The 17,066-nt window shown below is 59.8% G+C and carries 14 protein-coding genes; 2 read left to right on the top strand and 12 right to left on the bottom strand.

Annotated elements, in window-relative coordinates; all coding sequences use genetic code 11:
- Nucleotides 1-8: 8 nt before the first annotated feature.
- The 10 genes from ACCD02_RS19985 to ACCD02_RS19940 all read right to left on the bottom strand — a co-directional run bounded on the left by ACCD02_RS19985 (nucleotide 9) and on the right by ACCD02_RS19940 (nucleotide 11,970).
- Nucleotides 9-1,235 carry a glycosyltransferase family 4 protein gene (locus ACCD02_RS19985; protein ID WP_413305477.1) on the bottom strand — a complete coding sequence of 409 codons (1,227 nt, stop codon included), beginning with the start codon at nucleotides 1,233-1,235 and terminating at the stop codon, nucleotides 9-11.
- The gene (locus ACCD02_RS19980) at nucleotides 1,232-2,233 is read right to left on the bottom strand and encodes a glycosyltransferase (protein WP_413305475.1); all 1,002 of its coding nucleotides are present in this window, start codon (nucleotides 2,231-2,233) and stop codon (nucleotides 1,232-1,234) included. The genes ACCD02_RS19985 and ACCD02_RS19980 overlap by 4 nt, the downstream gene beginning before the upstream one ends.
- 191 nt (nucleotides 2,234-2,424) lie before the next feature.
- Entirely contained in the window at nucleotides 2,425-2,931 is a 507-nt protein-coding gene (gene rfaH / locus ACCD02_RS19975; RefSeq protein ID WP_413305473.1) for a transcription/translation regulatory transformer protein RfaH, read from the bottom strand.
- Nucleotides 2,928-3,725 carry a WbqC family protein gene (locus tag ACCD02_RS19970; RefSeq protein WP_413305470.1) on the bottom strand — a complete coding sequence of 266 codons (798 nt, stop codon included), beginning with the start codon at nucleotides 3,723-3,725 and terminating at the stop codon, nucleotides 2,928-2,930. The genes rfaH and ACCD02_RS19970 overlap by 4 nt, the downstream gene beginning before the upstream one ends.
- Before the next feature lie 47 nt (nucleotides 3,726-3,772).
- On the bottom strand, nucleotides 3,773-5,986 hold the full coding sequence (locus ACCD02_RS19965; RefSeq protein WP_413305468.1) for a polysaccharide biosynthesis tyrosine autokinase: 2,214 nt from the start codon (nucleotides 5,984-5,986) through the stop codon (nucleotides 3,773-3,775).
- On the bottom strand, nucleotides 5,987-6,439 hold the full coding sequence (locus ACCD02_RS19960; RefSeq protein WP_413305465.1) for a low molecular weight protein-tyrosine-phosphatase: 453 nt from the start codon (nucleotides 6,437-6,439) through the stop codon (nucleotides 5,987-5,989).
- Nucleotides 6,429-7,364 (bottom strand): glycosyltransferase family 2 protein, encoded by a 936-nt coding sequence (locus ACCD02_RS19955; RefSeq protein ID WP_413305462.1) that lies wholly within the window; start codon nucleotides 7,362-7,364, stop codon nucleotides 6,429-6,431. Before ACCD02_RS19955 ends, ACCD02_RS19960 begins: the two co-directional genes overlap by 11 nt.
- A 3-nt stretch (nucleotides 7,365-7,367) precedes the next feature.
- Nucleotides 7,368-8,888, bottom strand: a complete 1,521-nt coding sequence (locus tag ACCD02_RS19950; RefSeq protein ID WP_413305460.1) for a lipopolysaccharide biosynthesis protein — start codon at nucleotides 8,886-8,888, stop codon at nucleotides 7,368-7,370.
- Nucleotides 8,888-10,009, bottom strand: coding sequence for a DegT/DnrJ/EryC1/StrS family aminotransferase (locus tag ACCD02_RS19945; protein WP_413305457.1), 1,122 nt, complete (start codon nucleotides 10,007-10,009; stop codon nucleotides 8,888-8,890). Before ACCD02_RS19945 ends, ACCD02_RS19950 begins: the two co-directional genes overlap by 1 nt.
- An 863-nt stretch (nucleotides 10,010-10,872) precedes the next feature.
- Complete coding sequence (locus tag ACCD02_RS19940; RefSeq protein ID WP_413305455.1) at nucleotides 10,873-11,970, bottom strand: contractile injection system protein, VgrG/Pvc8 family; 1,098 nt, start codon at nucleotides 11,968-11,970, stop codon at nucleotides 10,873-10,875.
- A 289-nt stretch (nucleotides 11,971-12,259) separates the two neighbouring features.
- Between ACCD02_RS19940 and ACCD02_RS19935 the strand changes: the two genes are divergently transcribed.
- Both ACCD02_RS19935 and ACCD02_RS19930 read left to right on the top strand, forming a co-directional pair.
- The gene (locus ACCD02_RS19935; protein WP_413305452.1) at nucleotides 12,260-13,438 is read left to right on the top strand and encodes an aminotransferase class V-fold PLP-dependent enzyme; all 1,179 of its coding nucleotides are present in this window, start codon (nucleotides 12,260-12,262) and stop codon (nucleotides 13,436-13,438) included.
- Between the two features lie 53 nt (nucleotides 13,439-13,491).
- On the top strand, nucleotides 13,492-15,300 hold the full coding sequence (locus ACCD02_RS19930) for an aminopeptidase P family protein (protein ID WP_413305449.1): 1,809 nt from the start codon (nucleotides 13,492-13,494) through the stop codon (nucleotides 15,298-15,300).
- A 44-nt stretch (nucleotides 15,301-15,344) separates the two neighbouring features.
- Here ACCD02_RS19930 and ACCD02_RS19925 read toward each other — a convergent pair whose 3' ends face one another.
- Together ACCD02_RS19925 and rhtA are read right to left on the bottom strand one after the other, a co-directional pair.
- Nucleotides 15,345-15,650, bottom strand: coding sequence for a hypothetical protein (locus tag ACCD02_RS19925; protein WP_413305447.1), 306 nt, complete (start codon nucleotides 15,648-15,650; stop codon nucleotides 15,345-15,347).
- Nucleotides 15,651-15,825: 175 nt separating this feature from the next.
- Nucleotides 15,826-16,713, bottom strand: coding sequence for a threonine/homoserine exporter RhtA (gene rhtA, locus ACCD02_RS19920; protein ID WP_413305444.1), 888 nt, complete (start codon nucleotides 16,711-16,713; stop codon nucleotides 15,826-15,828).
- Nucleotides 16,714-17,066 lie beyond the last annotated feature (353 nt).

Raw genomic sequence — 17,066 nt, 5'->3', positions numbered from 1 at the left:
GATGTTTCTCAAGCAAGCGGCAAGGGCTGGGGTAATCGGTTGCGGTCCAGGGTCTGGCGGAAAATGCGCTGGTAGCTGTCGAGCATGCGCTCCAGGTCCAGCAGGGCCAGGACACTGCCCCGGGCCTGGCGGGCGAGCCTGGCCAGCAGTTCCGGTTGCTGATGCAGTTTGAGCATCGCCACGCCCAGGGAGTCGCGGTCGTCGGGGCTACACAGCAGACCGTTGTGCTGGTCCTGAATGATTTCCGGCAGTCCGCCCATGCGGCTGGCGATCACCGGCACGCCATGGGCGCAGGCTTCCACGGCAACCATGCCGAAGGGCTCATTCCACAGCGAGGGCACGACGGCCACATCGATCTGGCCGTAGAAGGCCTGGGGCGTCTGGTAGCCGACGAACTGGATGCGCGGTGAACTGACCATGGCCTTGAAACGCTGCTCGTCTTCGCTTTGCCCGCGCCCGGCGATCTGCAGGGTCGCATCGAACGGCAGCTGTTGGAACTGCTCGATCAGCCAGTCCAGCCCTTTGGCCCCTGACAGCGTGCCCATGTAGCCGAAGCGCAATGGCGCCTTTGATGATGGCGGCGGCAGTGCCTTGAGTTGTGCCGGAGTGAAGGGGCTGGCGTTGTACACCACTTCACTGTGGGCGCCATGGAAATAACCCCGGCTCTGTAAGGCATCCAGCAGGAAGCGACTGACCCCGATCACGGTCGCGACCTGTGCGGAACGCCGCCCATGGTCCTGGCGCAGGCGCCCGCAAAGCCCGCACGGGTTCTTGCACGCCTGGCCCTTCTTGAACAGGGTGCTGGACGGGCAGAGCAAGTAGTAATCATGCAGGACCTGGACGATGGGCAAACCGCTGGCGCGGATTTCATCCCAGGCCGAGATCGACCAGCCGGTGAGGTTATGGCACACCACCAGGTCCGGTTTGACCCGTTCTATCACCTCGCGGATATACCCTCGCATGCCCTGGTTGTCGCGATCGCGCAGATGCCAGCCCAGACGCAGCAGGCGGCCGGGGCGCCGGTCGGTGTAGTGCCAGTAGAAGTTGCGCAGCCCGGCGCGATAGACCCTGACCCGGTTCAGCGACTCTTCGCTCAACCCCAGGTCAGGCCCGGTGACCAGCACGCTGACCCGACAATCGCGCCTGGCCAGGCCTTCTACCGTGCGTTGCAGGATGACCTCCGCGCCGCCGCCGACATGGGGCGTATACAGACTGCTGAGGAACAGAATGTTCATAGTGGATACGCCCTGTTCAGGCCGAGGCGGCCGGACTCGCCGTCGTCTATGGCTTTTTCGATCAGGATCAGGCGCTGTTCCGCCCCACGGCGCCGGGCGATCAGGCGCAGCAGGCGGAAGAATACCCAGCGATTGAGGCGGTAGAGCAGCTCGGATCGGGCCCAGATATTCTTGTCGAACCAGGCCTGGTTACGCGCACCGTAGTAGGCGCGCAGGTCGGAGCTGCCGAGCAGATAGGTTTCGTAGATGTTGGCGGTGCGGGCCTTGATGTTCCAGGAGTCTTCCAGATCGTCGAGCAGGGCTTCAGGGACCAGGAAGATGCGCCCACCGCCGGCAGTGATGCGCCAGGTATATTCGCTGTCGTCGGCATACAGCATCAGTGCGTCCAGAGGCAGCCCGATCTGATGGAACAGGCTGCGATGGGCAAGCAGGCCGCCATACGTGGCGAAGGGCAACTGGACCATGGGCGCCATCTTGTGTGTACGCTGGGGTTTGCCCCAGGGCAGGCGCCGCCAGATCTTGTAGGGCAACTGGGCGATGTGAAAGCCGAAGTAACTGGAGCGCCGCTGAATGGCAAAGCGCTCGGGCACCCCGGCAGCGATGTCGGCCTGATGGGTCGGCCGAAAGCCCAGCACAGCGGCCTTGTCCAGGCCGTCTATACGTTGCCGTTCGTGCAAGTGCTGATGCAGGATCGCGATCGCATGGATGGTCGGCGCATTGTCGTCGTCCATCAGCCAGATATGTTCGGCACCGGCATCCAGCGCAGCCTGAATTCCCACGGAATAGCCCTTGGCCGAGCCGCTGTTGTGTTGCAGGTAAATGATCTTGATCTGCCCGGGCCAGGCGCGGCTCAGGGATTCCAGCGGCGCGACCGAGGCATTGCTGACGATGATCACCCGCTCGATCAACGGGCTTTCCAGCGAACGACTGATCAGCGTATGCAGGTAATTGAAACGGTCACCATAGGTGAGCGTCACCAGGGTTGTCAGGTTGGGCATGCTGAGGTTCCGCAATAGTTAGGGAGCAGGGCTGCCGGAGCGAGCTTTGGGAGAACGTTGGGCGATCGCGAAGACTGTTTGAACACAACACAAATGCGGCGGATGCCCCCGCCACTTCGCGGATGAATTCGCTCCCATATCGGCTCCCATGGAGGCCGCCCGCTAAAATTCTGAAAAGTGAACTTCAGCGCTCAAACCCTGACTTCCATCCGCGACAGGCTGCTGATCGGCAGGATCACTTTCTGTTCGCGTTGCAACAGGTTGAGCAGGATCACTGCGCGTTCCTCGCCATCGCGGGTGAGGAAAATGGCTTCGATGTCGCACAGTTCCCCGGCCTTGATCAGCACCGCCTCGCCTTGACGAAATTCGTGGTGCGGCGCGGGGATGGCCAGGCGCTGGCGGATCTGTTCGATCAGGGCGTCCTGTACCGGCACCGGATGACCGCCGAAGGTGACGATGCGCGAGACCCCGCGGGTGGAGCGGATCGGATACCAGTTGTCGTGCACTTGATCCATGCGAATGAACAGATAGCCGGGGAACAGGGCTTCTTCGCTGGTCGTGCGCTTCTTCCCGGCATCGGGCCGTAGCGGCCGGTAGCACTCGAACTGCTGGCGTTGCAGATGTTCCTCTGCGCGGGCTTCCTGACGCGGTTTGGTCTGGATCAGGTACCAGCGGGCGGGGCTGTCGAACTGATTCATTGGGGGCACTCCGTGGCCATCGCGCAGGAAGTCGGCTCGTTCGGGCCGACCCGTCTCGGGGAGAACTCACCGGGGACATCCTGGCTGTCCGTTATCCGGTAGCACTGGAGCATCTCCTGCACATGCTCGACGCAGTTGAACATCAGCACATCGATGATCGACAGGTTGGGCACGAAGCCCTGTTTGAGCTGGCGGTAGACAATCGTGTCCATCTGGAAGAAACGCACCAGCAGGCCACGGCGGGCGAAATAGTCACGGTTGTACAGCTCGCTGCCGCCGATAGGGTTGAGGAAGATTGTGGCGGAGAAGGTTTGGCAGATATTGGCGACTCGATCCTGCTTGTCCTCGCAGGAGTTGAGGCGCAGATCTGAGCCACGCAGGATCGGTGTGACGATATGCAGATAGGCGCAGAGTTCGCGGATCGTATGTTCGGTATACAGCGCCAGATTCTGCTGGGGGAAGCGGATCAGGCGTTCCAGTAGCGGCATGACCTGAGCGAAGTAGGGGGCCTTGCGATAGCACTGGGTGATCAGGTTGATCAGGCGCTCGGCTTCGTTGGTGAACGGGTCGACCAGTTGCCGTGCCACGATGGGCAGCTCGAAACCGGCTTTTTTCAGCGGGAAAGTCAGTAGCCGCGCTTCGCCGTTTTGCAGGATACGATTGCGATTGACCCAGCCGGAGCGGATGTATTGCAGATCATCACCGAGCACGAAGACATCGGCTGCGGCGATCAGCTGGAAATAGCCGAGGTAGGGAAACAGGTACGGCTGCATCATTGCAATGGTCCTGGCCATTTGTAGCTCCTTGACGGATGTTGGGGGGGGCGCCTGAAGGTTGGGGGTTATTTGCGTACAGGTGTGTAGTCGTAGCCGTAGGCGGCGCAGTCGTAGTCGGCCGTGGAGGCTTTGCGCAGCACGCCGTTGAAGATGGCGCCCTTGATCAATACGCCGTTCTGCCCCAGGCGGCGCTTGCAGGCTTCGACTTCTTTGATCGTGCTCAGGCCGAAGCGGGTGACCAGCAGGCAGGTCCCGGCCTGGCGGCCGACCAGGGTGGCGTCGGTCACGGCGAGGATCGGCGGAGTGTCGATCAGTACCAGGTCATAGAGCGGCGAGAGTTCGCTGAGCAGCTTGTTGAAGTTGTCGTGCATCAACAGCTCCGACGGATTGGGCGCGGCGAAGCCACAGGAAATGAAATCCAGGTTGCGTACTTCGGTGTGATTGATCACCTCGGAGAATTTCAACCGCGCGGCGAGGGTGTCGGACAGGCCGTGCTTGGGCTGCAGGCCGAATACTCGTTGCAGGTAACCCTTGCGCATATCAGCGTCGATCAGCAGCACGCGCTTGCCGGTCTGGGCAACGATGACCGCCAGGTTGCTGGAGACGAAGGACTTGCCGACGCCCGGTGACGGGCTGGAGATCATCAGCACGTTATTGCGTGCTTCGAGCATGGCGAAATGCAGGCTGGTGCGCAGGCTGCGCAGGGACTCGATGGCCAGCTCCGTGGGTGCTGACAGGCTGAGCAGACGCGACTCCCGGGCCGAGCGGTGTTGGGTGTTTTTGTCCAGGCGTTCCTGCTGCCGTGAATAGGGCAGCGAGGCATATACCGGCATGCCGCTGTGTTCGAGCAGCTCGGGGTTTTCCACGCCGCGGTAAAAGGCCTGACGCACGAATACCAGGGCAACGGCCACTACGGTGCCGAGGAGCAGGGCCACCAGGACGATGAGCTTTTTCATCGGTTTGACAGGGACCTCGACGTTGGCGTCGGCGTTGTCGATGATCCGCACGTTGCCGATGCTGCCGGCGCGCAGGATGTCCTGCTCCTGGCTTTTGTTCAGCATCAGGGTGTAGGTCTGGCTGGTGACCTGCATGTCACGGGTCAGGCGCAGCAATTCCTGCTGGGTCACGGGCAGGGCTTCGATTTTCTTCAACAGCCCTTGTTTCTGGCTTTCGAGCTGGCCCATCTGTGTCATCAGGGCGCGGTAGGTCGGATGTTCAGGGGTATACAAGCGCTCGACTTCCACGCGCTTGAGCTTGAGTTCTGAAAGCAGCGAGTCCAGATGCACCACCTGATCGAGCACAGCCTTGGTCTCGATGCTCAGGTCCACCGATTTGGCGCTGGTCTGGAAATTGTTCAGCGCCGTCTCGGACTCTTCGAGCTGCTTGCGTACACCCGGCAATTGCGAGCGCAAAAATTCCAGGCGCTGAGCCGCCTCAGCAGAGCTGCGTTCAACGTTCTGCCTTACATACAGGCGGCTGACTTCGTTGAGCACCCGGTTTGCCTTGTCCGGATCGGGGTCCTGGATGGCCAGGTAGACAATCCCGGAGTCCTTGCCGACTTCGCTGATTTTCAGGCGGTCCTGGTAGGCCAGGGAGGCACTCAGAGTGCGCAGTTTGCTGACCAGGAACTCGGTGCCGGGCCTGGCCTTGAGGGCGGCGACCTGGATTTTTACGCCATGGCCTTCGACCACCTGATTGATCGTGCCGCTGAGCAACGGCGTGCGTTCTTCATCATAGAGGGTGAACAGCCCGGGCTTGCCGGCCACCAGGGTCAGCTCCTGGCCCAGCAGGCTCTCGGGGACGTCCAGCTGGAAGACATCGATTTGCTCGCCGCCCCAGGCATAGCCGGTCAGGCCGAACAGCGGCTGACCGAAGTCGCCTTCTTTGGCTGGCTTGAAAGTGCGGTACAGATAGCGGCCGACCACCGGCAGGAATTTCGGGCCCTGCACGATGTTGAGCTTGAGGTCGGTCACTACCTTGCCGAGTACGGCGCGGGACTTGATCAGTTCGATTTCGGTGGTGGCCGGCGATACAGAAAAGGGTTTGCTGCTGATATCGGGGGTGCCGGCGATACCGACTTTCTTCTGTTCGATCTGGATCATCGCATTGGCCTGGTAGACCGGCGTGGCGAGCAGGGCGTAGGCCAGGCCGACCAGGCCAAACAGAGTGACGATGGTGATAATCATGCCCTTGTGATCAAACAATGTACGCAAGATAGTTGCCAGGTCGATCCGGGAGTCCTGGTGATAGTCCAGGGAAGAACGAGTCATGACGGTCATTTATCTTGTTTCTCCTGACGGTAGATAAGGCAGCCAGTCGTCGACGCATCGCGAGAGCTGCTCAAAGGTCTGTTCGAAGGCGAGTTGCGGGCGTCGGTACGGATCGGCGATGGCCAATGAGTGCTGCCATTTACCGAGCAGGAAGGTCTTGCCACGGACTTCCGGTGCCAGCTTGAGGATGTACTGCGACTGGTCCGGCTCCATCACCAGGATCAGCCCGGCGTCATGCAGCATCTGGCGGTCGACCTGGCGGGCCTTGTGCGGGCCGCTCGGTACGCCATGGCGTTTCAGCACCGCCTGGGCCAATGATTCAATGCCCGCGCCGCGCACGGCGGCGATACCGGCCGAGGCGATCTGCACGCTGCGGTCGGGCAGGCGTTGGCGCATCAGTGCTGCGGCCATGGGGCTGCGGCAGATATTGCCGACACAGATCAGCAAAACATTACTGAACATGGGGCTTGCCATTGATGCTCAGCAGGCGTTTGCCCAGGTTGGTGCCGAAGTTGCGCAGCACCAGCGCCAGGGCCTTGAGCTTGTGCCAGGGGCTCAGGGCTGCCAGCGCCAGGCAGACCACCTGGATCAGGAAGTATTCGTAAAGATCCTGCTTGCCCATGCGGCGGTAGTAGCAGGCCAGGCCGGAGTAGGTCTGCAAGGTCATGTGCAGCTTCTGTTTGCTGCTGCGCATGGAGAAGATCCCGCCGGGATGAACGCGATAGGCCGCCGGCTTGATCTCGGCCATGAACTTGCCCTTGCCGTGGGCGCCCAACAGCGACCACCAGCACAGGTCGCCCAGAGGGGCGACGGCCATCTGCAACTCTGCGGGTAGCGGGCTCATCACGTTGCGAAAACATACCGTCAGGGTGGATATGGCCCGGGCCCGTTGCAATTGCAGGGCGCTGGCATCGCTACGCAGCGCGCCGGTGAGCTGAACGCCGTACTGGCCATCGTCATCGAAGGCCACGGCGTCGTGATAGGTGATCACGTAGTCGGGATGGCTTTCGAGAAAGTCCACTTGCAGTTGCAGCTTGCGCGGATCGGTCCAGTAATCGTCACCTTCGCAATAGGCGATGTAACGGCCGCGGGACTTGAGGAACAGGCCGGGATTGGGGTTTATACCCTGGCGGAACTGGTTCACCTCCTGATAGAAGGCGCGGATTATCGTCGGATAGCGCTCGGCGTACTGGGCGATGATGGCGGCAGTGTTGTCGGTAGAAGCATCGTCATGGATCAGGATTTCGAAACTGAACGAGGTCTGTTGCGACAGAAATCCCTCCAATGCCTTGGCGATGAAGGCTTCATGGTTGTAGGTCGGGCAGATGATGCTGAGCATTGGCTCGCCCGACATGGCACTGATGTGGTTTTTTATTGACTCATCCATGACTCATGTACTCGGTTTACGAAACAGAATGTAAAGGCGTGTCCTCAAGGGCCGGTCGCTGGCCATTACCAACAGCAGGGTCAACAGGCCGCTGAGCGCCAGGCCCGCCAGAAGACCGAAGCGGCTGTCGTCGGCAATCAGGCTGAACAGCGGAGCGCTCAAGGTGACGCCCATGGCGCTCATGGCGCTGATGCGCAGCAGGTCGCGCAGCCACGGCCCCTGGACATCCGGTGCCAGGCGCTGATGGACGATGCTCGGCCAGATGGCGAAGGACAGTGCCCGCAAGGCGAACCAGGCCAGGGCCGCGCCATAGGCACCCTGATAAGCAATGGCGAAAAACATCACCGGCACGGTAATCACGGCCGAAGCCACGCTGTACCAGACGTGCAACTGGATCCTTCCGTAGGCGTATTGCAGGTAGAACTGGAAGGCGCTGATGGCCATGATCACGCTGCCCAGGGCGTACCAGGGCAGGATCGAGCGGCTCCATTGCGCGGCGTCGAAATCGCCGCTCCAGGCGTAGATCACCGCTTGCCCGTGGGCCGCGATCAGTGCGGCCAGTGGAATCAACAGGGTGCAGACAAAACGGTTGGCGGACAGAAAAAGCTGCTGCATTTCCTCTTGCCGGCCTTCGGCGATTAATACCGTCAGGCGTGGCAGCAAGGTCTGCACCAAGGGGTTGCTGAGCATCATGATGCCGGTGCTGATCAGCGCGACCAGGGCGAAATAACCGTAGTGATCCAGGGGCAGGCGCTCGGACAACAGCACCTTGTCCAGCTGCGTCAGGACGATCCATAGAATGCTGGTCAGGGACAGGCTTGCGGCAAACGGCAGGATCGGCTTGACCAATTGCCAGGCGAACCCGCTAAGGGCATAGGGCGCGGGCATCTGCTGATAGGCACGCACGGCGAAGATCAACGCTTCCAGCAGACCGACGGCTACCTGGAACTGGAAAAAGTCCCGAGGTTGCTGGGATATCTGGCTCACCAGCAGCAGGCCGCCGAAGTAACGCAGGGTGGCAATGATTACATTGGCGCCGTTGAGCCAGGCATGCTGCTCCAGCCCTTGCAGGCCACTTTTATACAGCGTCGCGTACAGGCGCAGGGCGATGATCAGACCCATCAGACTGATGCAGTCGACCAGCGTCTGGGTCGGCAGCGTCTTGGCCTTGAGCCACTGCTCGGCAAGCCATGGGCTGGCCGCAGCGATGGCGGCACAGCACAGTCCGGCCAACGGCAGGAACAGCAACTCGAACGAACGCAGCAAATGCCCGGTGTTGCGCTGATCGAGGGGCAACCCCTGCTGGTGGGCGACGGCCCTGACCAGACTGGGTGACAGGCCTGCGTCGAGCAGTTGCAACCAGGCCTGCATCACTGCAAAGAAACCGATCAGGCCATAGGCTTCCGCCCCGAGATGGCCGAGGTAGAAGGGCATGATGAGAATACCGACCAGCATGGCGTAGGCCTGGCCGGCATAGCTCAACGCAGTGTTGCGCACCACCGAGCGTTTCTGCGAAGTGACCATCAGATGACCTGGGCCAGAACTGGGTTTTGATAGAACGCCCTGGTCAGGCTGCATTCTTCCAGCAGGGCCTGGATCACCCGGTCCTGATCTTCCCGTGCCAGGCCAGGATAGATCGGCAGGCACAGCACTCGCTCGCTCAGGCTCCGAGACTCGCTTTGAGGAGTCTGCGGTTGCAGGTATTCCAGGGTGTCCAGCGATGGGTAGAAGTAGCGGCGCGGGTTGATGCCCCGGCTGTTGAGCACGGTGCGTATGCGCAGCAGCTGTTGCTCGTTGCGCAGCCCCACGGGGTAGTAGCTGTGATTGAGCAGGCTGTTGTCCTGGGGCTTTTGCAGGTCAAGGTAATTGCCCAGCCTGGCGGTGTAGCGATGGGCGATTTCGGCGCGCTCTTCGAGGATATTCTCAATGTCGTCGAGAATGCACAGGCCCATGGCTGCCGAGAACTCATTGAGCTTGGCGTTGATGCCGATGCCGTCGATGCGGTCGGTGTCGGCGATCCCGAAGTTGCACAGCAGGTAGATACGCCGGGCCAGTTCGTCATCGTTGGTGATGATCGCGCCGCCTTCGATGGTGTGGAACAGTTTGGTGGCGTGGAAACTCAGGGTGCTGATATCGCCCCAGTTGAGCACCGATTGCCCTGCGTGGCGCACAGCGAAGGCATGGGCACCGTCATACACGACCTTGAGGCGGTGCTTGCGCGCGATCTGCTCGATGCGTTCCACGGCGCAGGGGTTGCCGAACACATGGGTGCCGACGATGGCCGTGGTGTCGGACTCGATTCGCCGCTCGATCTGCTGCGGGTCAATGTTCCAGGTGCAGGGGTCGATATCGGCGAATACTGGGCGGATGCCTTCCCATTGCAGCGAGCTGCTGGTGGCGACGAAGCTGAACGGTGTGGTCACCGCGCTGCCGGTCAGGCCCAGGGCGCGGTAGGCCACTTGCAGTGCCAGGGTGCCGTTGTTGGTCAGGATGATATGTTTGACGCCCAGATAATCCTTGAGCCGGGCCTCCAGTTCACCGAGCAACGGCCCGTGGTTGGTCAGCCAGCCGCGCGAGTAGATCCCCTCGACATAGCCTTTGAACTTGTCGATATCCCCCAAGTACGTCTTGGTCACGTTGATCATCGAAGCCTCCATGTGCGTTACGCGCTGTCGTTGCGAGAACTGCATGGCCGGATGGCAAAACGGAGGGGGAGCGGGCTGGCGAGTGTTCGTCCATGCCGCAGGCGATTCAGATGAGAGAACGTGCGCCTTTAGGCACGCCTGATCCTGCTTCGCACTCCGTGTGCCAGGTGGGAACAGGCCGGCGGCCTAAAACGTCCGTTTTTTGCTGCTTGTAGACGTGTCTGGGCACGCTACCGCCAAATCCTTTCAGCCAGGACTTCGAGTCAATCATTGCCGGGGCATACATGGCTTCGTGCAAACTAATGTGTTCGTCGATCAGCCATTTTTCGGCAACGCTACCGCCATGCCGGATGAACTCGGCATTTTCTCAAAAAAGGGTTAATCAACAGACGGCCACAGGCGCAGCGAACGCACCTTGCAATTAACTAACATGTGGGCAGAGCAGGACAGTGTTGGCTCGATATTCTCGCGCATCGCTCTGTGGCAATGCTGCACATGCTGAGAATGATCTGACACGCATATATATCGGTGGCGTCGCCTGTTCTGTCAAATTATTTCGTCAACTTTCTGTTAAATTTTTGATAAGCGGTTTTGGGCTGATCGTAACCAATTGATTTTAATGTAAGTCAAAAAAACATCGCGTGCACTAGGGCGGTGCAGTGACGTTTTTCAGACGCGTTTACATTTCGTCCTTTCGTATTGCACAAAAGCCGGAAGGCGGCTTTCCAACGCCAGAAGTTAGTCGAAAAGACCTGTAGAAATGATCGATCCTTAATATTGCAGGCAGGCGTCAATCCGAATGCGTGTCGCATACAGGTGCACTATCGGATTTTCGCTATTAAAGAATTTTGCCAACTAATAAATCACGGCGTACGAATCAACGGACGGTCCGGGTCACCCTCTACAAAACACACATAGAGCTGGCTACCCATTGCGGGTAAGGACGCCCTGTTCCAGGCGGCGCTCCTGGAGAGCGATGCCCAGCAGACGGCGTTTTCCCCTGCATCCCAATCCAGGCGAACCTTGATGCGTTCGGCCGATGTCGGGTCGTGGTCAATCACCCGTGCCAAGTGCAGCCCATGGATGCGCGGCTTGGGATATTTGTGTCGTGAGGTGAGGCTGCGATCCCAGGCACAGGCACGGAAATGATTGCTGTAGTGGCTGTTATAGAGATCCGGTGGGTTGTCCTGATGGTAGTGATGGTCGATTTCGGTCAGCAGCCACAGGCTGTTGCATTCCGCTCGGACATGACCTTGCAGCGGCATCAGATGGCCGCTGGCCAGATAAGGCTGGTTGCTCTGCCCCATGGCGCTGGCGACCTGACCGCGGCCGTCATCCTCGACCTTGAGCTCGAAGCGTTGCACTGCCGCAGCCCCGATCTTGCCAAAATCCTGGGCGGGGATGCGGCGGAAGGTCTGGTTGTCATTGAACACTTGGCGATGACCGCTGCGGCTGTGCTCGAAGCGGTAGTGCAGGCCTTCTTCTTCGCACAGACGATGAATGAAATGCAGGTTCGATTCGTCGTACTGCACGCAGTGCTCGCGCGGCGGGTAGTCGCCTGAGAGCTGAAACAGGTAGGTCGAAGGCGCCAGGCCCTGCTCCTGCAATATCTGGCCGATCACCTGCGGTGCCGACATCTGCGTAAAGATGCGCTTGCGTGGGGGCATCGCCAGAGTGGTCAGATGCGGGCTGAGGGTTACCAGGTAATGGCTGGGTTCACCCACCGCGCTGATCATGCCGGCCTTGCTGATCTGGCCGTGAATGCCGTGCCCGGGTCCTGCAAGGTGGAGAAAGGCGCTCTGATAGAGCAGATCGGCGACATTCAGCACATCCGGGGCGCACGTAACAGCGACGTGGAAGGCAAAGGGCTCGTTGATCGCTTCCGTGCCGCTGAACGAGAGCACGCGCAAGTCCTGCTTGACGCCGTCTATATGCAATCGAAAGGGAGCGGGCTCGCGCATGTTGAAAATCATCCCTGTTGCCTTGAAAGCCAAGAGTTGTCCGTAACCCGCAACATTAACGGGAAGGCACAACGATAGCTTGGGAAAAAGCTTCCATCGAAAAAATGATCGGCGCAGTACATTGTTATTTTATTCTTTTTTGATCTATATAAATTCAAAATTAGAATTTTTTAATCTATTAGAAGGCGTGCATGATAGCCCCTACGAAATATCGGCTCGTTGGCTGTAGCCATATCGGGCCGATTCGCTGACAACCCGCAGACCGGGTGACGCACTTCAGGTGAATCTCATGACCACGAGTCCGCTGTACCTCGATTACGCTGCCACCACACCCGTGGACGAGCGGGTCATTCAGGCCATGGTGGGGTGTCTGGGAGCGACAGGTAACTTTGGCAATCCCGCATCCAGTTCCCATGCCTTTGGCCGGCGTGCCCGCTCGACGGTGGAGGAGGCTCGCGCTCAAGTGGCCGCACTGGTCGGGGCCGACGCGGCCCGGATCATCTGGACCTCCGGGGCTACTGAGTCGAACAATCTGGCGCTCAAAGGTGTCGCCCAGGTTTATACAAGGCAAGGCGCTGAGCGTGGCGGTCATATCATTACCAGCCAGATCGAACACAAGGCCATTCTCGATACTGCCACTCAGTTGCAGGGCGTCGGATTCGAGGTGACGTTCCTGGCCCCGGACAGCGATGGGCTGATCAGTGCCGAGGCTGTCAGTGCGGCCTTGCGCGAGGACACCTTTCTGGTTTCGCTGATGCTGGTCAATAACGAATTGGGCACGCTGAACGATATTGCCGGGATCGGCGCGCGGGTACGGGCCCATGGCGCATTGTTCCATGTTGATGCCGCGCAAGGAGCGGGCAAGGTGGCGATTGATCTGCAGGCGCTGCCGGTGGACCTGATGTCCTTCTCGGCGCACAAGGTCTATGGCCCCAAAGGCATCGGCGCCCTGTATGTCGGGCCGCGCGCCGAGCGCCGGGTATTGGCACAGATCCACGGTGGCGGTCATGAAAGCGGCCTGCGCTCCGGTACGCTGGCAACCCATCAGATTGTCGGAATGGGCACCGCCTTTGCCCTGGCGGGTGAGCTGTTAGAGGAAGAAATCGCCCGGACCGAGCGCTTGAACCATCGTTTGCTTGCCCAACTGGCCGATATTCCGGGCCTGCGCCTGAACGGCAGTGCGACTGAGCGTATCGCCCACACCTTGAGCCTGACCTTCGAACACGGCGATCTGGATCTGGCGGTGCTGGCGCGGGATCTGGCGTTCTCCTCCACCTCGGCCTGCAACTCGGCAAAAAATACCCCTTCCCACGTCTTGCTGGCCCTGGGGCTTGATGCGCGAGAGGCGCAGCAGACCATTCGCCTGAGCTTCGGGCGCTTCACTGGCGAGCAGGATATCGACCATGCGGCAGGGCTGATCAGGGCCGCCATTGTGCAACCTGCGTTCTGGGCGGTTGCTCAGGCCTGAGTGGTGCTCCATTATTCCCGCTGTCGCTTTTTTTCGGGTCAGCAGGAGAAACAATGAGTACGCAACCGAAAACCAACGGAGTGGTCGTCGAACGCCTGGCGCAAACCCGTGCTTTGATGCGCCGTGAAAACATTGATGCTTACCTGGTGCCCTCGGCGGACCCGCATCTTTCCGAATACCTGCCAGGCTACTGGCAGGGACGGCAATGGCTGTCCGGTTTCCATGGTTCGGTCGGCACGCTGATCGTCACCCAGGACTTCGCCGGCCTGTGGGCCGACAGCCGTTACTGGGAGCAGGCCGAAAAAGAGCTGTCGGGCAGTGGTATCGAACTGGTCAAACTGCAACCGGGACAAGCGGGACCATTGGAATGGCTGGCCGATCAGGCCAGCGCCGATAGCGTCGTGGCGGTGGACGGTGCGGTGTTGGCGGTGGCTTCATCGCGCACACTGGCGAGCAAGCTGTATGACCGCGGCGCTCGCTTGCGTACCGACCTGGACCTGTTGACCGAGCTATGGACGGATCGTCCGGGTCTGCCGGCCAAGGCCATCTACGAACACCTGCCGCCCCAGGCGACGGTCGAACGCTCCGAAAAACTTGCTCGCCTGCGTGAAACCATGGACGAGCGAGGCGCTGACTGGCATTTCATCGCGACTTTGGACGATATTGCCTGGCTGTTTAACCTGCGTGGCGCTGACGTTTCCTACAACCCGGTATTTATTGCTTTCGCCCTGATCGGCCCCCATAGCATCAGTCTGTTCGTCGACTCGAACAAACTGGATGCTACGGTGCGCTCGAGCCTGGAGCGGGATGGCATCAACCTGTTGGAGTACACCCAGATCGGCGCGGCGCTGCGTGCGGTCCCGCGATCTGCTCGTCTGCTGATCGATCCAGCCCGGGTTACCTGTGGTCTGCTGGATTACCTGGACAGTGAAGTGAGTCTGGTTGAAGGGCTCAATCCCACGACTCTGTTCAAGTCACAGAAAAGCGAGGCCGACACCCAGCACATTCGTCAGGCGATGGAGCAGGATGGCGCAGCGCTGTGCGAATTCTTCGCCTGGCTGGATTCGGCGCTGGGTCGGGAGCCGGTCAGTGAGCTGACCATTGATGAAAAACTCGGCCAGGCCCGCGAGCGACGTCCCGGTTATGTCTGTCCGAGCTTTGCCACTATTGCTGGTTTCAACGGTAATGGCGCGATGCCGCACTACCGGGCGACCGAGCAGGAGCATGCCCAGATCGAGGGTGATGGCCTGCTGCTGATCGATTCCGGCGGCCAGTATCTGGGCGGCACCACTGATATCACTCGTATGGTACCGATCGGTACGCCGAGCACGGAGCAGAAGCGTGACTGCACGCGGGTGCTCAAGGGTGTGATTGCACTGTCGCGTGCGCAGTTTCCACGAGGGATTCTCTCGCCGTTGCTGGACGCGATCGCGCGTGCGCCGATCTGGGCCGAAGGGGTCAACTACGGCCACGGTACCGGCCATGGCGTCGGTTACTTCCTTAATGTGCATGAAGGGCCGCAGGTCATTGCCTATCAGGCGGCAGCGACTCCGCAAACAGCGATGCTGCCAGGGATGATCACATCCATCGAGCCGGGGACCTACAGGCCGGGGCGCTGGGGCGTGCGGATCGAGAACCTGGCGATCAACCGCGAGGCGGGCAGCACCGAGTTCGGTGAGTTTCTCAAGTTTGAAACCCTGACCCTGTGTCCGATCGATACACGCTGTCTTGAGTTGTCGTTGCTGACGACTGAAGAGCGTGCCTGGCTGAATGACTATCACAGTCAGGTCAGGCTGCGTCTGAGCCCGCTGGTACAAGGGGCGGCACTGGATTGGTTGAAGTTGCGTACTGCTGCGGTCTGATGGTCCGGGGTGCCGTAGTCTTTGCTGCGGCGCCCTGGGTTTGTTCAGGGCTGGAGTGCCGGCTTTTCAGGCTTTCTGCACAGAATGATCATGCTGCGGCTGGTATAGCCGGCGGGATTGATGCCGAAAGGGTAGTCGCCAGGATCTTCCACGGCATCGCCCGACTTGGCAATGACCCTGTAGTTTCTCGACTCACAGGAATTGGTCGCCATTTCGTAGCACTTGTCCCAGGAGGAAGAAAGGCCCGAGCAGTTGATATGGATACCACGCTTGCCCTGCTTGACGGGTTTTGAGGTGGCTGCGCATCCCGTAACTGCCAGGATAGTCAGCGCGATCAAGATGTATTTCATTCCCTTCCTTAATCTGGCTGCCATGGGCGGCCAGTACCTAGCTTGAATACTCTCGTTCTGCTCAATGCTGCAACGCATTTCCCACGACGGGAAGGCTCTTGGAGATCGGCCAGGGGTTTAACATGGCTCAAGCGCGAGACAAATGCTAGTCACAATTGCCTTTGTGAAACAGTGATCAGTCGGCAGGCACCAATTGGGGGCTATCGGGACGTGACGTCAGGGTCGCTCCGGCTGAAGCCAGAATGATGGCAGCGATGGCCAACCATTGGGTCAGGGACAGCTCCTCATGAAGGAACACCAGGCCACAGATCGCACCGAACGCCGGTTCGATACTGGCCAGGATGCCGAAAGTCCGGGTGGACATGCGCGTCAGGGCAATCATCTCCAGGCTGTAGGGCAGGGCTGTAGAGAGTATCGCCACGCCGAGCGCCGCAGGTAGCAGGCCGATGTCGAGTAAGGCAGAGCCTGCATGGAAGGCTCCGATCGGTCCGATAAACAAGGCTGCTATAAGAACGCCGAGGGCTGCTGTCTGAATGCCATTGTCGGCTCCGGCCTTGTGCCCGTAGATGATATAGGCCCCCCAGAAGACTCCGGCGCCCAGGGCGTATGCTACTCCCGTCAGATCAAGATTGGCGTTGGCCTGGCCCATGGGTATCAATAGAAGGATGCCGCTGGCGGCAAGGGCGATCCAGACGAAATCCAAAGCCTTGCGCGATGAGTACAGGGCTACGACCAGTGGTCCGGTGAATTCCAGAGCGACGGCAATACCCAGAGGCACGCTGCGCAATGACATATAGAAGAGGAAGTTCATCCCGCCCAGAGCTATGCCATAGATGAATACGGTGCGCAGGGAGCGCGCGGTGAAGCGTGCGCGCCACGGGCGCAGGATGGCGAGTAGGATCAGGCTGGCGAAGAACAGGCGCAATGTCGTTGCGCCCTGGGCGCCCACGACAGGAAATAGCGTCTTGGCCAAGGATGCGCCGGATTGAATCGACGCCATGGCAATCATGAGCAGCCCTACGGGGAATAGCGTCGAGGCAAGGCTGTTACGGGGATTGTTCATTTAAAGCGGGGTATCCACGTCATGGGCAGGAAAGGACTCATGATGATGGGGAATAGGGTTTTGAGCAATATAGTGCGCAAAAGCAGTTAAGAGGTGTGAGCAAGGAGCAGATAATGGGTGCTCCGGCCTCGCTCAAGGCTCGCAGCTCGCAGTCTGTAACTTTTCTGAAATAACTGCTTGACGCCCCTCAGAATCTATCTATAATTCGCCCCACTTCCGGCGCAGGCGAAACGGAAAACTTCTTGAGAATCAAGCAGTTAACCGAAGTAAACAGCAAGGAAGGGTTTCGGTTTTCAAGGTGAATTCGGAAGCGGTGAAAAAGGCGGTTGACAGCAGGTTGTAACGCTGTAGAA

The organism is Pseudomonas sp. Pseusp88 (genome assembly GCF_047303955.1).
Classification (GTDB): domain Bacteria; phylum Pseudomonadota; class Gammaproteobacteria; order Pseudomonadales; family Pseudomonadaceae; genus Aquipseudomonas.
This window is presented reverse-complemented; position numbering and strand designations above follow the sequence as displayed.